Origin of the sequence: Saccharopolyspora erythraea NRRL 2338, assembly GCF_000062885.1 — a bacterium.
Taxonomy (GTDB): domain Bacteria; phylum Actinomycetota; class Actinomycetes; order Mycobacteriales; family Pseudonocardiaceae; genus Saccharopolyspora_D; species Saccharopolyspora_D erythraea.
Genome location: NC_009142.1, coordinates 4,846,834 through 4,863,813 on the forward strand (window position 1 = coordinate 4,846,834; position 16,980 = coordinate 4,863,813).

At 72.2% G+C, this 16,980-nt stretch carries 14 protein-coding genes and 1 pseudogene; 6 read left to right on the forward strand and 9 right to left on the reverse strand.

The window, feature by feature from the left end; translation table 11 throughout:
- Window positions 1–40: 40 nt before the first annotated feature.
- From hpnH to hpnC, 7 genes and pseudogenes are all read right to left on the reverse strand, one after another.
- A pseudogene (hpnH, locus tag SACE_RS20970) lies at window positions 41–1,043 on the reverse strand (adenosyl-hopene transferase HpnH).
- Window positions 1,024–1,692: a phosphorylase family protein gene (locus SACE_RS20975; protein WP_011874305.1), complete on the reverse strand. Its 669-nt coding sequence runs from the start codon at window positions 1,690–1,692 to the stop codon at window positions 1,024–1,026. The pseudogene hpnH and the gene SACE_RS20975 overlap by 20 nt, the downstream one beginning before the upstream one ends.
- A complete protein-coding gene (gene shc, locus SACE_RS20980) occupies window positions 1,689–3,599 on the reverse strand; it encodes a squalene--hopene cyclase (protein ID WP_009942896.1) in 1,911 nt (636 codons plus the stop codon). The genes SACE_RS20975 and shc overlap by 4 nt, the downstream gene beginning before the upstream one ends.
- On the reverse strand, window positions 3,596–4,609 hold the full coding sequence (locus SACE_RS20985) for a polyprenyl synthetase family protein (protein ID WP_009942893.1): 1,014 nt from the start codon (window positions 4,607–4,609) through the stop codon (window positions 3,596–3,598). The genes shc and SACE_RS20985 overlap by 4 nt, the downstream gene beginning before the upstream one ends.
- Window positions 4,606–5,970, reverse strand: coding sequence for a hydroxysqualene dehydroxylase HpnE (hpnE, locus tag SACE_RS20990; RefSeq protein ID WP_009942892.1), 1,365 nt, complete (start codon window positions 5,968–5,970; stop codon window positions 4,606–4,608). The genes SACE_RS20985 and hpnE overlap by 4 nt, the downstream gene beginning before the upstream one ends.
- Window positions 5,967–6,839 (reverse strand): presqualene diphosphate synthase HpnD, encoded by an 873-nt coding sequence (hpnD, locus tag SACE_RS20995; protein WP_009942891.1) that lies wholly within the window; start codon window positions 6,837–6,839, stop codon window positions 5,967–5,969. The genes hpnE and hpnD overlap by 4 nt, the downstream gene beginning before the upstream one ends.
- Complete coding sequence (gene hpnC / locus SACE_RS21000; protein WP_011874308.1) at window positions 6,836–7,732, reverse strand: squalene synthase HpnC; 897 nt, start codon at window positions 7,730–7,732, stop codon at window positions 6,836–6,838. The genes hpnD and hpnC overlap by 4 nt, the downstream gene beginning before the upstream one ends.
- Window positions 7,733–8,804: 1,072 nt before the next feature.
- On the opposite strand from hpnC, the gene SACE_RS21005 reads away from it, so the two are divergent.
- From SACE_RS21005 to SACE_RS21025, 5 genes are all read left to right on the forward strand, one after another.
- A complete protein-coding gene (locus SACE_RS21005) occupies window positions 8,805–9,887 on the forward strand; it encodes a dimethylarginine dimethylaminohydrolase family protein (RefSeq protein ID WP_009942888.1) in 1,083 nt (360 codons plus the stop codon).
- On the forward strand, window positions 9,880–10,884 hold the full coding sequence (locus SACE_RS21010; RefSeq protein ID WP_009942887.1) for a GNAT family N-acetyltransferase: 1,005 nt from the start codon (window positions 9,880–9,882) through the stop codon (window positions 10,882–10,884). The genes SACE_RS21005 and SACE_RS21010 overlap by 8 nt, the downstream gene beginning before the upstream one ends.
- Complete coding sequence (locus SACE_RS21015) at window positions 10,881–12,104, forward strand: type III PLP-dependent enzyme (protein ID WP_009942886.1); 1,224 nt, start codon at window positions 10,881–10,883, stop codon at window positions 12,102–12,104. Before SACE_RS21010 ends, SACE_RS21015 begins: the two co-directional genes overlap by 4 nt.
- The gene (gene speD / locus SACE_RS21020) at window positions 12,097–12,489 is read left to right on the forward strand and encodes an adenosylmethionine decarboxylase (RefSeq protein ID WP_009942885.1); all 393 of its coding nucleotides are present in this window, start codon (window positions 12,097–12,099) and stop codon (window positions 12,487–12,489) included. The genes SACE_RS21015 and speD overlap by 8 nt, the downstream gene beginning before the upstream one ends.
- Window positions 12,490–12,577: 88 nt before the next feature.
- The gene (locus SACE_RS21025; RefSeq protein WP_011874310.1) at window positions 12,578–13,636 is read left to right on the forward strand and encodes an amidinotransferase; all 1,059 of its coding nucleotides are present in this window, start codon (window positions 12,578–12,580) and stop codon (window positions 13,634–13,636) included.
- Window positions 13,637–13,682: 46 nt separating this feature from the next.
- Here the strand turns inward: SACE_RS21025 and SACE_RS21030 are convergent, their stop codons facing one another.
- A complete protein-coding gene (locus tag SACE_RS21030) occupies window positions 13,683–14,573 on the reverse strand; it encodes an FCD domain-containing protein (RefSeq protein ID WP_231849715.1) in 891 nt (296 codons plus the stop codon).
- 85 nt (window positions 14,574–14,658) lie between these two features.
- The gene (locus SACE_RS21035) at window positions 14,659–14,958 is read right to left on the reverse strand and encodes a hypothetical protein (RefSeq protein WP_193755469.1); all 300 of its coding nucleotides are present in this window, start codon (window positions 14,956–14,958) and stop codon (window positions 14,659–14,661) included.
- On the opposite strand from SACE_RS21035, the gene acnA reads away from it, so the two are divergent.
- On the forward strand, window positions 14,951–16,978 hold the full coding sequence (gene acnA / locus SACE_RS21040; RefSeq protein ID WP_197537701.1) for an aconitate hydratase: 2,028 nt from the start codon (window positions 14,951–14,953) through the stop codon (window positions 16,976–16,978). The two genes, SACE_RS21035 and acnA, sit on opposite strands and share 8 nt — an antisense overlap.
- Window positions 16,979–16,980: the final 2 nt, after the last annotated feature.

Sequence of the window (16,980 nt, forward strand, 5' to 3'; positions counted from 1 at the left end):
CGGACCACTGTACGGGGTCACGGGCTCGTGTCCAGCCCCTTCAGGACCGGAGTGCGCGAATCGACTCCCGCAGGGACCCCATCGTGGCCAGCACCGCGGTCGGCTCGTAGCCGCAGTGGGCCATGCAGTTGGCGCACCGCGGGTCGTGGCCCCGGGCCGTAGGCCGACCAGTCGGTCTCCTCCAGCAGCTCCCGGTAGGTCTGGGCGTAGCCGTCCGACATCAGGTAGCAGGGCCGCTGCCATCCGTACAGCGAGTACGACGGGATCGCCCACGCGGTGCAGGCGAAGTCGACGTCGCCGGCCAGGAAGTCCAGGAACCGCGGCGAGTGGTTGAACCGCCAGCGCCGGCGGCGGCCGTCGGCGAAGACCTTGGAGAACAGCTCCCTGGTTTCGGCCACCCCGAGGAAGTGCTCCTGGTCGGGCGCCTTGTCGTAGGCGTAGGCCGGCGACAGCATCATGCGGTCCACCCGCAGCTCGTCGTTGAGGAAGTTGAGGACCTCGATCACCGATGCCGGTGTGTCGCTGGTGAAGAAAGTGCTGTTTGTGGTCACCCGGAACCCGCGCCGCTGCGCCTCCCGCACGTTGTCCACGGCCTGGGCGAACACGCCCTGCTTGCACACCGACTCGTCGTGGCGCTGCTCCAGCCCGTCGATGTGCACCGCCCACGAGAAGTAGGGCGAGGGCCGCAGCTTGTCGATCTTGCGAGGCATCAGCAGGGCGTTCGTGCACAGGTAGACGAACTTCTTGCGCCGCACCAGCTCGGCGACCAGGACGTCGATCTCCGGGTGCATCAGCGGCTCGCCGCCGGCGATCGACACCACGGGCGCGCCGCACTCCTCGACCGCCGCCAGCGCCTGCTCCACCGGCATCCGCTGCTTGAGCACCCCGGCGGGGTGCTGGATCTTGCCGCACCCCGCGCAGGCGAGGTTGCAGGCGAACAACGGCTCCAGCTCCAGGGTGAGGGCGAACTTCTCCCGCCGTCTGAGCCGCTGCCCGACCAGATAGGCGCCGACGCGGAGCGCCTCACGGACCGGGATTCCCATCGGGCACCTCCTTGGCGATGCCGAACCCGACGTTTCCTTCGGTACCGGGGCCGGCCGTGGCGGTCGGCGGCTCCGGGCACACCGCCCGGGCCCAGCGGTCCAGTGCGGGGCCGAGCTCGCGGAGACGGCAGAGCGCCCTGATCCCCCGCCGGACCGTGCCCATGCCGGCGAGCGGCTCGTCGGCGGTGTCGACGACCACGCGCACGACCGCAAGCGGCCGCCCGGCGGCGGCGCGGGCGAGCCACAGCGACTCCATGTCGACCCCCAGCGCACCGGAGGCGGCCAGCACCGCGCGCTCGGTGTCACTCACGACATGGCCGGTGCTGATGACCGGCCCGCAGTGCACCAACAGGTCCCCGCGCCCGACCTCGTCGGCCAGCAGCCGCGCCGACGGGCACCGGACCGCTCCGTGCGGACCCCGGACCTCGCTGGCGACGATCACGTCCCCGCTGCGCACGGACCGCCCCAGCCCACCCGCGAACCCCGCGACCGCGAACGCGTCGACGTCCTCCTCGGCCAGGCGTGCGGCCCGGCGGGCGCTGCGCACCGGCCCGTACCCGGTCCGCCGGACCTCGCGCCGCGAAGGCCCCGCCCGCAGCGCGAGTGCTTCGAGCCGCAGCGGTGCGCACACCAGCAGTCGCGGCGTCATCCGCTGCCGCCCGACTGCTCGCGCCGCGCCTGTTCGTAGCGGCCGAGCGCGGTCACCGGGAACACCAGGCGGTACAGGTGGTAGTTGATGTAGAAGTCGCCGGGGAACCCGGTGCCGGTGAACTGCGGCTCGTCCCAGGTGCCGTCCGGGCGCTGGGTCTCGGCGAGGAAGCCCACGCCCCGGCGGACCGCGTCGGTGTCGTGGAGGTCCACGGCCAGCAGGGCCAGCAGCGCCCACGCCGTCTGCGACGCCGTCGACCTGCCCCTGCCGACCCACACCGGGTCGTCGTAGGAGCGCAGGTCCTCGCCCCAGCCGCCGTCGTCGTTCTGGTGCACCTCCAGCCACCGCACCGCCCGCCGCAGCGCGAGGTGGTCGCGCCGCAGACCCGCGCGCACCAGCGCCGGAACGGCCGCGCCGGTGCCGTAGACGTGGTTGGCGCCCCAGCGGCCGAACCAGGAGCCGTCAAGTTCCTGGTGGTCGAGCAGCCACCGCACGCCCCGGCGCACGGCCTCCCCGTCGCCGCGGCCGAGCACGCACAGCGCCTCCACGACGTGGGCGGTCACGTCCGCCGACGGCGGGTCGATCACCGCACCGAAGTCGCAGAACGGCAGCTCGTTGACGAGCTCGCGGGTGTTGTCGGCGTCGAAGGCGCCCCATCCGCCGTCGGCGGACTGCATCCCGGACATCCAGCGCACTCCGCGGTCGATGGCGGCGTTGACCGCGCCCGGGCGCTCGTGGTCGACGCGGTTCAGCGCCAGCACGACCTCGGCGGTGTCGTCGATGTCGGGATAGCCGTCGTTGTCGAACTCGAACGCCCATCCGCCCGGGGCGAGGTCCGGTCTGCGGACCGACCAGTCGCCCTTCACGCGGATCTCCTCGGCCAGCACGAAGTCCGCGGCCCGCCGCAGCGCCGGGTGGTCGGCGGCCAGTCCGGCGTCGCGCAACGCCTGCATGCTCAGCACGGTGTCCCACACCGGGGACTGGCACGCCTCCAGCCTGCGGACCGTGCCCTCCGGGGTCTCCTCGCGGATGAGGAACCGCTCCAGGCCGGCGAGCCCCTGCCGCAGCACTGGATGGTCGAGCGGATAGCCGAGCAGGTGCAGGGCCAGCAGCGAGTACACCCACGGCGGCTGGATGCCTCCCCAGGAGCCGTCGGCCTCCTGCCGCGCCACGATCCACTCCGCGGCGCGGCGCATCGCGTGCTCGCGCAACCCCCTCAGCGGATGTCGCTGGTAGCCGTGCAGTGCCCCGTCGAGGACCTGGAACGCGCCCGCCCAGGACGGGCTCGGGACCTTCCTCCGGCGGCGTCCGGAGCGCAGTTCGGCCAGCCCCACCCCGAGATCACGCCGCGGGCGCAACGTGCACACGACGGTGAGCGGCACGATGGTCTGCCGCGCCCAGCAGCCCCAGTCCGCCAGGTTCAGCGGCACCCACGGCGGCAGCAGCACGAGCTCGGGCGGCATGGCGGGAAGGTCGTCCCAGGACCATTCGCCGAACAGCGCCAGCCAGATGCGGGTGAACACCCGGGTCTCCTCGATGCCGCCGCGCTCCAGGATCCAGGCGCGGGCCGCGGCCATGTGCTCGGAGTCGACGTCGTCACCGGCGAGCTTGAGCCCGACGTAGGCCTCCACCGTGGTGGACAGGTCGCCGGGCCCGCCGTGGAACTGGGCCCACGTGCCGTCCGCCCGCTGCCGGGAGCGGATCCAGCGCGCGGCCTGCTCGGTCTCGGCGGTGGTGAGGATGCCGAGGAACCGCCGCAGCAGCAGGTCCTCGACGTCCATCGTGACGTTGGTTTCCAGTTCGCCCTTCCACCAGCCCCGCTCGTGTTGCAGGGACAGCAGGTGTTCACGGGCGGCGGCCAGGACCTCGGCCGGCGCGGCGGTCCGCTGGAGCACCTCTTCGGTCAACGTTGCCTCCGGACGATGAACTCGGCGAGCTCGGTCAGCGACTCGATCGCCTCGGCGTTGCCGGTGGCCCGGGGCAGGTGCTGGTGCGCCGCGGCGAGGCGGCGCTCGCACTCGTCCTGCGTCCACTGCTGCGATCCGGCGCGGCGCACCATGTCGGCGGCTTCGCGGAGCTCGGCTTCGGTGAGCGGTTCCTCCTTGCCGTACAGCTCGCCCAAACGGCGCCCCGCCTCGGTTCCGGAGGTGAGCGCGTGCACGATCGGCACGGTCTTCTTGCGGGCGCGCAGATCGGAGAGCACCGGTTTGCCGGTGACCTCGGGGTCTCCCCACAGCCCGAGGAGGTCGTCGACGAGCTGGAACGCCATGCCCAGCTCGGAGCCGAAGGCGTGGAGCCGCTCCACGGTCTCGCGCGGGGCGCCGACGTGCAGCGCACCGATCGACGTCGAGCACGCCAGCAGCGCCGAGGTCTTCTCGTCAGCCATGTGCAGGCACTCGTCGAGAGTGACGTCGGCGCGGTGCTCGAAGTCGAGATCGGCGTTCTGGCCCGCGATCAGGCTCCGCACCGCCGCGCACAACGCCCGCGCCGACGCGATCGCGTCCCCGGAGGTCGAGTCCAGCAGCACCTCGGTCGCCAGGCCGAGCAGCGCGTCGCCTGCCAGCAGCGCGGCCGGGCGCCCGAACACCGTCCACGCCGTGGGGCGGTGTCGCCTGGAGGTGTCGCCGTCCAGCAGGTCGTCGTGCAGCAGCGAGAAGTTGTGCACCAGCTCCACCGCCGCCGCGGCGGGTACGGCCTGCGCACCGTTCGGCGCGACCGCCTGCGCCGAGAGCAGCACGAGCGCCGGCCGGAGGGCCTTGCCGCCACCGCCGTTCGGCGATCCGTCGGCGTTGGTCCAGCCGAAGTGGTACTCGCACACACCGCGGGTGTCCGGATCGAGCTTGCCGATGACCTTGCGCAGCTCCGGGTCGACGGCGGTCCGCGCCGCGGTCAGCGCCGCCGGAAGGGTCGAGGTCATGCGGTCACCTCCAGGTCGTGCCGGGTTCTGCGCAGGTCGGCGTCGACGGTCTCGGCCGCCCGGTGACCGCTGCGGACCGCGCCTTCGGTGGTGTCCGGCCAGCCCGTCGCCGTCCACGCGCCCGCGAGCACCAGCCCGGGCACGCCGGTCCGGGCAGGCGGCCGGAGCGCCCCCGTGCCGGGCGCCTGCCGGAAGGTGGCGTTCGGCTCACGGCTGACGAAGAAATCCAGGACACGTGCGTCGCGTGCGCGCGGGAACAACTCCCGCAGGGCGGGCAGGAACTCCTCGCGCAGGTCCGCGGTCCGCGTTTCCAGGCAGTCGTCCGCCGCCGACAGCGAGATCGCGAGGTACTGCCCCCTCCGCACACCCGCGGCACAGCTGCGGTCGAACACGAACTGCACCGGCGAGTCCACGACGGCGGCCATGTCCAGGTCGGTGACGTGCCGGTCGTAGACGACGTGCACGTTGACGATGGGCGAGGCCGACAACCGCTCCCACCGCGCCGCCTCCGGCATGCCGAGTCCGGAGAGCAACGGCGCCGCGCGCCGGTGCGGCACTGCGACCACCACCGAGTCCGCGCCGATCTCACCACCGTTGCGGACCGCCACCGACCAACGCTCGCCGCTGCGGCGCACTTCGCTGACCGTGCTGCGCAGCCGCACGTCCACTCCTGCCGCGGTGAGAGCTTGCCCCGCCGCCTGGCCGTGCAGGTCTCCCAGCGGGCGGCGGTAGAACCCGATGTCGCCGTTGGACGCGCCGTCCAGCAGCCCACGCCGGAAGACCACGGCCGCCAACGCCATCGATGCCTCGTCGGGTTGGGCGTTGAGCGCGGCGACCGCGAGCAGGCCCCACAGCAGCCGGATCGAACGCTCCGTCTCACCGCGGTCGCGCAGCCAGTCGCCGAGACTGGCCCGGTCGAGCTCCGGGTCCTCGACGTCGAGCGCGCGCAGCGCCATCGCGGTGCGCGCCACCCGAATCCGCTCGGGCAGCGTCATCAGGCGGTGTCCGAAGAGGACCGGAGCCAGGTGAGCCGGGGCGGGAAGTCTCCACCGTCGCAACACCGATCCCCGCCGACGCGGCGCCAGCACGGGGACCCGGAAACGCGGCTGGACCGCGACCCCGTCGGCGACGCCCAGGCGGCCGAGCAGCGCCGCATACGCGGAGTAGCAACGCAGGAAGACGTGCTGACCGGTGTCGACGACCAGGTCCTGGCGCTGGAACGAGCTCGTGGCACCGCCGAGCCGGGGCCGGCCTTCGAGGAGCGTGACCTCGTGGCCGCGGTCGGCGCAGTCGAGCGCGGCCGTGATCCCGGCCAGCCCGGCCCCGACCACGACGACCTTCCCGCCGCCGGTGCCGGTCACGGGGCACGCCCCGCCAGCGAACGCGCCGCGACACCGGCTTTCTTCCAGGCGGGCAACGACATCCGGCCGCTCAGCGCCTGGTGCGGTTCGGCCGCGATGCGGTGCAGCAGCTCGTGGTAGATGCCCGCCATCGCGGCGCAGCACGCGCGGCTGCGCCTGTCCAGCAGCGGCAGCAGCCCCAGGCCGACGGCGTACCACAGTTCGGCCCGCTGGGCCTGGTACTCGATGAGCGCGTTCCAGCCGGGCTCGTCGATGCGCAGGTCTCCGCGGCGGTCGGCCTCCATGCCCACCCCGAAGCGCTCCAGGTCCGCGGCGGGCAGGTACACGCGTCCGTTGCCGAAGTCCTCCCGGACGTCCCGAAGGATGTTGGTGAGCTGGAGCGCCACGCCGAGCGCGTCGGCGCGCGGTCGCGCCTCGGCGGAGTCCGCCGCGCCGAACACGCCGAGCGACAGCCGTCCGACCGATCCCGCCACGCAGCGGCAGTAGTGCACGAGCTCGGCGAAGGTGTCGTAGGTCGCGCCGCGCACGTCGGACTCGCAGCCGTCGATCAGCTCGTCGAAGGCCGACAGCGGGATCGGCATCCGCTGTGCCGTGGCGGCCAGTGCCACCACGACCGGATCCGAGGAGTCCACGGTGGCCGAGTGGACGGCGACCCTGGCCTGCTTGAGCCGGCGCAGCTTCTCCTCGCAGGGCAGGTCGCCGTCGCCGATGTCGTCGACCCGCCGGGCGAAGGCGTACACGGCGGACAGCGCCCGCCGCTTGGGCCCGGGCAGCAGCCGTATCCCGTAGGAGAAGTTCCGCGCCTGCTCGCCGGTGATCCGCTCGCACTCGGCGTATGCCTCGCGTATCCGTTCCGAAGAGACCGTCATCGCCCACCCCCCACCAGCCACGTCCGCGCCCACTCCCCCGCGGTGCGCAGGCGGGTCGGCCGCACGTCGACCGCGAGCGGGTCGTAGCCCGCGGCCTCGAACGCCGCGGCCGTGGCGAAACCTCCCGCCACGTACCCGGCGACGGCGACGGAACCGAGACCGGAAAGCAGGTGGACCAAGGGAGAACCCGCGCGCAACATGCGGCGGGCGCGACCGACCTCGAAGCGGATCAGCCCGCGCAGCTTGGTCGGGGCCACCGCCCGGCGCAGGTCGTCGTCACCGCAGCCGAAGCGCTTCAGGTCCTCCGCGGGCAGGTAGACCCGTCCCTGCTCGAGGTCCTCGCGGATGTCCTGGCAGTGCTCCAGCACCTGCAACGCGGTGCAGATCTTGTCGGACAGCGAGATCAGCGCGGGTTCGGGCCGCCCGAACACGTGGAGGACCGCCTCGCCGACAGGATTGGCCGACAGGGCGCAGTAGTCGCGCAGGTCGTCGAACGTCTCGTATCGCCGGACGCGCTGGTCCTGCCGGTTGGCCTCGATCATCTTCGCCATCAGCTCACGGGGAATCCCGCACTCGCGGACGGTCGGACCGAGCATCCGCAGGACGGGGGTCCGCGCCGTGCCCTGGTAGCAGCGCCCCAGCTCGGCGTCCAGCAGGTCCAGCAGCGTGCCGCGGTCACCGGGCGCTTCGTCCCCGGCGTAGTCGACGAGGCGGAAGAAGCCGTAAAGCGCGCCCAGGTGCCGGCGAACCCGGCGCGGCAGGAGCCCAGCGGCCACCGGGAAGTTCTCCGACCGCATGCGCTCCAGCAGCGTCCCCGCTCCCGGAAGCTCGCCCAGCGCACGGGCGTCCTCCTCGAAGACGCCCTCGACGCGAGCGTGGTCGCCCTGCGCCACCAAGTGATTCCCCCCTCGAACATCCTGGCGACCCACCGGCGTCGGAGAGAGCTTCCCGCACGCCGCCGCATGGGCACCGGACCCCACCGTCGCACGGCCTGTCCGGCCGCGCACGCCGTAACAGCGCGCGCAACGACAGATGTCCTCAGTGGATCTCGGGAAGGAAAATCATTGCTGCCGAAGGAATCTTGGTTCGTGCCCCATGGCCGCATCCGACCACGAGCAGCCGACTTCGCCGCAGTACCAACTGGAACCAGCGGTCCCGCAACCTTTCCGGCTCGGCGCAGCCGGACCCGGCCAGGACGGTGGCGCCGCGTCCCGCACCGCACAGCGGCCCGACGAGTGGGCTGCTTCTTGCGCTCCCACTGCGACGAGCCGGTGCCGTAAAGCGTTTTCGGCGCGCAGCCCGGAACCACTACCCATTGAAGGTTTTCGCGGCGACCGAACACCACGCACGGCAAAGCACTCAGATACCGCTGTGGTGGAATAAATCGCAAACGGGATACGACCGCACGAAGTCGCCCGAACCAATCGCACCGCCGCCCAGCGGGAGCAAATTTCTATTGTGGACTATTTCCGCACCTGTCCGTCGTTGAGGTTCGACGGAACCCTCCCCGCTACCACGGCAGCAACCGGGGCTTACCGAACCGATCCAGTCCGCCTCACCGGGAACGTTGCCCGAGCGACGAGAGGAGGATTCCGCCACACTTCTGAGCTAAGGGGAATATTCACCTCGCCCCGGTTGGCGAATTCTTTTCATTCATTACCGGCAAGCGCGAATGTCATTCCGAAGAGTGGCGCGCATTGCCGCGGTTCGGGATCGCCTATAACTTCGCAGGAGGCATCCGCACGCACGGAAAACGGAGACAGCGCGGTGAAAGCCTTACGAGTAGGCGGGCAGAGGCGGCGCCACCAGCGGGCAATTCCACCGCCCGGCCGATCCGCTCGCACTTCTTCCGCGACCCGAACCGATCCGCTTTCGCACCGGATCCCGCACTTCGCCCCCGACGCCGGTCAGCGGCGGTGAACACCCCGTGCGCATGCACGCCTCTACCAACGACAGGAGAAGCGCATGACGATGCTGTCCGAGGACGCCCGGCCGGCACCCGCCCGCGGCGCGGCGCCGGCGAACCCGACCCGGCTGCGCCACCCCGCGTTCCTGCTCAACGCCCCGTTCTCGTTCAGCACCGAGGTGCCGAACAACATCTGGATGCGGGAGTACCCGGAACGGGAGCGCCCCGTGGACCACCACCGCGCGATGGCGCAGTTCCTGCGGCTGCAGGCGTGCATGGCCGCGCACGCGCTGGTCTACATGCTGCCGACACCGCGCACGAGCGGTCTGCAGGACCTCGTGTTCACCGCGAACCTGGGCATCGCCCTGGACCACCTGCCCGACGGCAACGACGTGGTGGTCTCCAGCTTCACCTCCGCGCCCCGGCGCGGCGAGACCGAGGTCGGCGTCGGCTTCTTCGAGTCGATGGGCTACCGCACGCACGTGGCACCGCACCGCTTCGAGGGCGAGGCGGACCTCAAGCACCTGCACGGCAACGTCTACGTCGGCGGCTGGGGGATGCGCTCGGACCCGGCGGTCCACGACTGGTTCGAGCGGACCTTCGACATGCGGATCGTGCGCGTGGAGATGACCGATCCCTACCTGTACCACCTCGACTGCTGCGTCTTCCCGCTGACGCGCGAGCACACGCTGGTCTGCACCGAGGCGTTCACGAAGCGCGAGCTGGACGAGCTCGCCCGGCACACCGAGATCATCGACGTGTCGATGGCATCCAGCCGCATCGGCCTGTGCAACTCGGTGCGGCTGGACCGCACGGTGGTCAACGGCTCGAACCTGCACGGCATGCGCCCGGGCACCGAGGAGCACCGGCTGGAGCGCGCCAAGAACGACGAGCTGGCCGCGATCGCCGACGCGCACGGACTCGACGTCGCCCACATCGACCTCAGCGAGTACCACAAGGGCGGCGCCGACCTGTCCTGCCTGGTGATGCACCTCAACCGCTACTCCTACGACCAGCCTGCGGGTCGTCCTCCCGCCGACGCGGCGGATCCGCGGCAGGCGGCAGCAGCCGGCAGCGGCCCGCGACTGGTCGTCCAGCCCCGCACCCCGGCCGACGAGCAGCGGAGCAAGCAGGATGCCTGAGCTGACGTGGCGGACGCTGCGGGCCGCCGACGCGCTGGCGTGGGCGGCGTTGATGCGCGCCATCCCGCACCGGGACCGGCCGGTGGACCACGTGGAAACCGCCGAGTTCGTCCGAAACCTGACCGCTCCGGGTGTCGACGAGGCCGACTCGATGGGCGTCTTCGCGGGCCCGGAGCTCGTGGGCTGCTCGATCGTGCTGCCCACCGCCGACGGGAACCGGTGCGACGTCGAGGGAGGCGTGCACCCCGGCCACCGGGGTCAGGGCCTGGGCGGCCGGCTGCTCGACTGGGCGGTGGCGCGGGTGGCCCAGCGCTCGCCGCAGCCGCAGCGGGTCGGCGTGTGGTGCGCCGAGCACAACGACGCGCACCGGAAGCTGCTGGCACGACGGGGACTGCGACCGAGCTTGCATTACCACGAGGTCTACTCCCGCCTGGAGACCGTGGCGCCGTTGCCGGCGCCGTCGCTTCCCGGCGGACTGGAGCTCCGGCACTACACCACCGATCTGGACGAGGCGGTGCGCGCGGCGCACAACGACGCGTTCAGCGGTCAGCACGAGGACGGCCACGTCGACCGGGAGCGCTGGCGGCGCGACTTCACCGGCTGCGCCTCCTTCCTGCCCGAGCTGTCGTTCGTAGTGCTCGACGCGCGCGGAGTGGTGGCGGCGCACCTGCTGTCCTACGCCCACGACGCCAGCCCGCACACCACGGGGCAGCGGGACCTCAAGGTCGAGTACATCGGCACGCGACCGGGATTCCGAGGGCGTTTCCTGGACCGGGTGCTGCTCGCCGAGAACGACCGGGTCGCGCGGGAACGCGGCTACGTCGGGATGGCGTTCTCGGTGGACTCCGCCAATCCGACGGGTGCGCTGCGCGTGTTCGAGCGTATCGGTGTCTACGACCCGGAACGCGACGACTGCACCACCTGGGTGCTCCACGAAGGCGTTCCGCTCGGACCCGAGCCCGGCGCTGCCGTGGCCGCGGAGGGAGGACGCGCGTGATCGACGACCTGCTCGCCGCCGATCCGGCGGCCGAACCCATCGAGGCGGTGCACCGCAGGCTGCGCGGTTTCCTGGACCGCCACCGGCCCCCGACGCCGTGCCTGGTGGTGGACCTGCCGACGATCGCCCACCGCTACCGGCGGCTGCGGGGGCTGTTCCCCCGCGCGGTCGTGCACTACGCGGTGAAGGCCAACCCCGCGCCGGAGGTGGTGTCGCTGCTGGCCGGCCTCGGCGCATCGTTCGACGTGGCCAGTCCGGCCGAGGCGGAGCTGTGCCTGCGAGCCGGCGCGGCACCCGACCGGCTGTCCTACGGCAACACGGTCAAGAAGGCCTCGGACGTGGCGCGCGTCCACGGCCTCGGCGTTCGAATGTTCACAGTGGACAGTGAGCCGGACCTGGTCAACGTGTCCGCCGAGGCGCCGGGGGCCGACGTGCTCTGCCGGGTCTTCGCCGAGCCGCCCGGGGCGAGCACGCCGTTCGGCCGCAAGTTCGGCTGCGAGCCGGAGCTTGCGGAGTCGTTGCTGCGCCGCGCGGGCCGGCTCGGGCTGAGACCGCGCGGGGTGTCGTTCCACGTGGGCACCCAGCAGCTCGACCCACGTGCGTGGGAGCACGGCATCGCCACCGCCGCCCGGCTGATGGACCGGCTGGCCGACTCGGGTGTCCGGTTGACGACGCTGGACCTCGGCGGCGGGTTCCCGGCGGCCTACCGCGACGGCGCGCCGCCGCCATCCGAGTACGCGGCCGCGATCGAGGAGTACCTCGACCGGTACTTCGGCGCGGCGCGGCCGGAGGTGGTGCTCGAACCGGGGAGGGCCGTGGTCGCCGACGCCGGTGTGCTGCGCAGCGAGGTCGTGCTGGTGTCGCGCAAGGCCTACGAGCACCGGCACCGCTGGGTGTACCTGGACGTGGGCAGGCACAACGGGCTGACCGAGACCGAGGACGAGTTCATCACCTACGCGCTGGCGACGCCGCACGACGGCGGGCCCACCGGGCCGGTCGTGCTCGCCGGACCCACCTGCGACGGCGACGACGTGCTGTACGAGCGCAACACCTACCACCTGCCGCTGGACCTCCACGCGGGAGACCACGTGGACGTGCTCGCCGCGGGCGCGTACACCGCCAGCTGCGCCACCGTCGGCTTCAACGGCTTCCCACCGCTGCCGACCATCCACTTGGGACTCGACGGCGAGCCGGTGACCGGAGTGGCTCACCATGGCTGACCGCGAGCACCGCTTCGCAGGCAGGCACGTGATCGCCGAACTGGTGTCGGTCGAGCCGGGACTGCTCGACGACGAGGAGTTCCTGCGCCGGGCGCTGGGCGACGCCTTGGCCGCGGCGGGCGCCACCGTGTGCGCGATGAGCTCCCACCGGTTCCAGCCGCAGGGCGTGACCGTGCTCGCGCTGCTGACGGAGTCGCACGCGTCGGTGCACACCTACCCGGAGTTCGGCGCGGCGTTCGTGGACGCGTTCACCTGCGGCAGCACCGCGGACCCGGAAAGGGCCGTGCGGCTGCTCGTGCGCGCGCTGGACGCCTCCGTCGGGCAGCTGCGCACCCTGCGGCGCGGTACGCGGCAGGTTCCCGCGCTGGCGGACCCCGTCAGCTGATCCCTTCGCCCCTGGCCGCCCGGCCGGGCAGCAGGTAGCCGTCAGGATGGAGACTCCTTTGAGCACTTGGCAGTTGCAGGAACCAGTCGTGGAGCAGCCACGACCGAGCGCGTCACCAGTGCGGGTGGCCACCGAATGGGAGCCGCTGCGCGAGGTGATCGTCGGCATCGTCGACGACATGCGCGTGCCCGAGTGGGACCCTTCCGCGCGGGCGGTGGTCCCCCGCCACGGCCGTGCACCGCTGACGGGCTGGGCGGGCCGCCGTTTCCCCGCGGAGCTGGTGGAACTGGCCCGCCGCGAGGTGGACGGCCTGGCCGACTTCCTGGAACGCCAGGGCGTGGTGGTTCGCCGCCCGGAGCCGGTGGACCACCACCGGCCGGTGGTCACACCGCACTTCTCCACCGGCGGCGGCTTCCACTCGGCGATGCCGCGCGACAGCCTGTTCGCCATCGACGACCTCGTCGTGGAGACGCCGATGGCGTGGCGGTCCCGCTACTTCGAGACCTTCGCGTTCCGGCCGATCCTGCGGGACTACTTCGAACGCGGCGCCCGCTGGACCGCCGCGCCCAAACCGCAGCTGCGCGACACCACGTGGCGCGACGACCGCATCGAGGACCGCGACGAGTTCGACCCGGTGATCAACGAGGACGAGCCGCTGTTCGACGCCGCCGACTTCGTCCGCATCGGCGGCGGGGTGGTCGTCGGCCAGCTCAGCCACGTCACCAACCGCGCCGGCGTCCGCTGGCTGCAACGGCACCTCGGTCCGGAGTACCGGGTTCTCAGCTACGTCTTCGACGACGACGGCCCGATGCACATCGACACCACGCTGCTGCCCATGGGCGAGGGGCGGGTGCTGGTCAACGAGGCGTGGGTGTCGCGGCTGCCCGACGTCTTCGCCGGGTGGGAGGTGCTGGTTCCGCCGCCGTCGCAGCTCCCGGCAGCGCATCCGCTCTACTACACCAGCCAGTGGATCCACTGCAACGTCCTGATGCTGGACGAGGAGCACGTGCTGGTGGAGGCGGAGGAGGCGGACTTCGCCGCACACCTGCGCAAGTGGGGCTTCGAACCGATCCCGTTGCCGTTCAAGCACTTCCAGACCTTCGGCGGGTCCTTCCACTGCGCCACGCTCGACGTGCGCCGCGGCTGAACGACCGGCGGGTGTGCTGCGGGTGTCGGCGAACCCGCAGCACCCGTCAGCTCCCTGCTGCCCCGCCCCGGCCGGAGGGCAGCCGGGTCTTGATCTCGCGGACGGCGTCGAGGTGGTCGCGGAGGAACCCCGCCGCCGCGTCCTGCTGACCGCCCTCCAGGAGGTCGAGCAGTTCGAGGTGCTCCCCGGCCTGGCGCACCAGGCGCTGCCGGTCGGTCTGGTGCCGGTACTCGACCAGCCGGCGCACCCGGTTGACGCGCCGCACCGAATCGAGCAGGTAGGCGTTGCCCGCGCAGGCCACGAGCATCTCGTGGAACTCGGCGTTGACCCGGAACAGCTCGCCACGCGGCAGCAGCAGGGCGTCGCCGCGGAGCAGGGCCTCCTGCTGCCGCCGGTGCAGGGCGAACGCCTCGGCGTCCACCGCGAAGCCCGGTTCGAGCAGGGCGGCGGGCTCGACGATCATGCGGAAGCGGTAGCTCTGGTCGTGGGCCTCCGCGGTGGACATCAGGTGCTGGAACTCCCAGCCGCGGCCCGGCCTGCGGCGGATCAGGTCCTCGCGCTGCATCCGCGACAGCACGCGGTCGGCCTGCCGGGACGTCAGGTCGTAGGCGCGGCAGACGTCGGCGGCGGTGAACTCTCCGGTGAACCGGCCGGAGAGGTAGTCGTCGCCGATCCGGAAGTACGCGTCCTCCTCGACGTCGGAGCCTGCCGAGAGGTCCACGTTGGCGAGCTCGCCCGCCGACCGGTTCAGGAAGTAGCCGCGGTTGGGCTCCTGGGTGACCAGGCCGAGCTCGGCGAGGTAGGCGAGCGCCTTGCGGACCGGCGACCGCGACATGCCCAGCGAGTCGGCCACCCACTGCTCGCGCACGTGCGCGCCCCGCTCCAGCGCGGAGCGTCGAACGAGGTCGATGACCTGCATCGCAGTCGTGGGGGGCATGCTCTCCTCACCGGTCCGGTACCGCGCACAATGCTAGCCGCGCCGCGGCGGGCCTCGGCCCGTGACAGCGCAGCGGGGCGGGCGCTCACGCCGGGACAGCCGTCCGCCTGGACCGGCGGCGCACCACGAGCACGGCGATCACCGCCGGGGCCAGGACGGCGTACAGGGTCACCGCGATCGCGCTGTCGAGGAGCACCGCCGGATCGCCCTGGCCGAGGGCCATCGCCCTGCGCAGCTCGCGTTCGGCGAGCGGACCGAGGATGACGCCGATGAGGACCGGGGCCAGCGGCACGCCGGTGCGGCGCAGCAGGAAGCTGAGCAGTCCGATCACGTACACCAGCACCACGTCCGAGACCGCCACCGACAGCCACACCCCGATGGTCAACTCGATCGGCGTGCTCGGCTGGGGCGTCGGCGGCCTGCAGGCGCAGGCGGCCATGGTGGGCGAACCGACCGCCATCCGCTTCCCCACCGTGGTCGGGGTCCGGCTGACCGGACGCCTGCGCAGCGGGGTGACCGCGACCGACCTGGCGCTCACCGTCACCGAGCTGCTCCGCGCGCACGGCGTGGTGGACAAGTTCGTCGAGTTCACCGGCCCGGGGGCGACCGGACTCGGCTGGGCGGCCAGGGCCGCGGTCTCGAACATGGCACCCGAGTACGGGGCGACCTGCGCGTTCTTCCCCTTCGACGACGAGGCGATGAGCTACCTCGAACTCACCGCCCGGTCGCCTGAGCAGCGCGCCGTCGTCGCGGCCTACCTGCGCGCGCAGGGTCTCTACCGCCGCGCCGGAGACCCCGTTCCGCGCTACGACGAGGAGGTCGCGCTCGACCTGGACGCGATCGAGCCCAGCCTCGCGGGTCCGCACCTGCCGCATCAGCGGGTCGCGTTGTCACGCGTGCCCCACTCGTTCCGGACTGCCGCAGGCCGGCAGGAGCCGGTGGAAGGGGGCTTCGACGAACCGGTTCCCGCGGGAGCGGTTGCGATCGCGTCGATCACCAGCTGCACCAACACCGCCAACCCCGCCCTGATGGTGCAGGCCGGGCTGCTCGCCCAGCGGGCCGTCGATCGAGGGCTGGTGGCCAAGCCGTGGGTGAAGACGTCCCTGTCGCCGGGCTCGCGCGTCGTCGAGGACTACCTGGCCGAGGCCGGGCTGCTCGCGCCGCTGGCCGAGGCCGGGTTCGGCATCACCGGGTTCGGGTGCATGACCTGCATCGGCAACTCCGGGCCGCTGCACCCGGCCGTGGAGCAGCTCGTCCGCAACGGGTTCGAGCCGACTGCCGTCGTGTCGGGCAACCGCAACTTCGGCGGGCGGATCAACCCCCGGATCTCGCTCGCCTACCTCGCGTCCCCGCCCCTGGTGGTGGCCTACGCCCTGGCAGGCACCGTCACCCACGACTTCGAGACCACCGCCCTCGGCCACGACCACGACGGCAACCCGGTGCACCTGCGCGACCTGTGGCCCGGCGACGACGAGGTCCGGCAGGTCGTCGACCGGGCCGTGCGCCGCGACATGTTCCGCCGCAACGCCGAAACGCTGCGGGAAGGCACCTCGCACTGGCGGGCGCTGCCCTTCAGCGAAGGCGTCCGGTTCGACTGGGACCCCGCTTCGACCTACATCCGGCGCCCGCCCTACCTCACCGGTCTGCCCGCCGAAGCCGGATCGGAGCTCGGCTTGACGCACGGGCGCGTGCTGCTGCACCTCGGCGACGACGTCACCACCGACCACATCTCACCGGCCGGTGCCATCCCCCGCGCCGGCGCGGCCGGGCGGTACCTGCTGGAACGCGGTGTCCGGCCGCAGGACCTCAACCAGTACTCGACCCGCCGCAGCAACCACGAGGTGATGCTGCGCGGAGCCTTCACCAACCCGACGGTGACCAACCTCCTGCTCCCACCCGACGACACCCGCCGCGGAGCGTGGGCCCGCACCCTCGACGGTGACCGCGTGCTGCCGGTGTTCGAAGCGGCGCGGACCTACCAGCAGGCCGGCGTCCCGCTCGTCGTGGTCGCCGGACGCAACTACGGCGCGGGCTCCAGCCGCAACTGGGCGGCCAAGGCGCAAGCGCTGCTCGGCGTGCGAGCGGTGATCGCCGAAAGCTTCGAACGCATCCACCGCGGCAACCTCATCGGCATGGGGGTGCTGCCGCTGCAGTTCCCACCCGGCCGCGGCGCCCGGGACTGCGAGCTCACCGGTGAGGACGAACTCGCCCTCACCGGCCTCGACCGGCTGGAGCCCGGCATCAACGCGGTGCGCCTCACCATCCGGCGCCGCGACGGCACCGAGGACGGGTTCGACCTCCACCTTCGGCTGGACACCCGGCACGAGATCGACTACCTGCGCCACGGCGGCACGCTGCCCTACGTCGTCCGCCGGATGGCGCGCACCGACGGGCGGCAGCGGTGAGC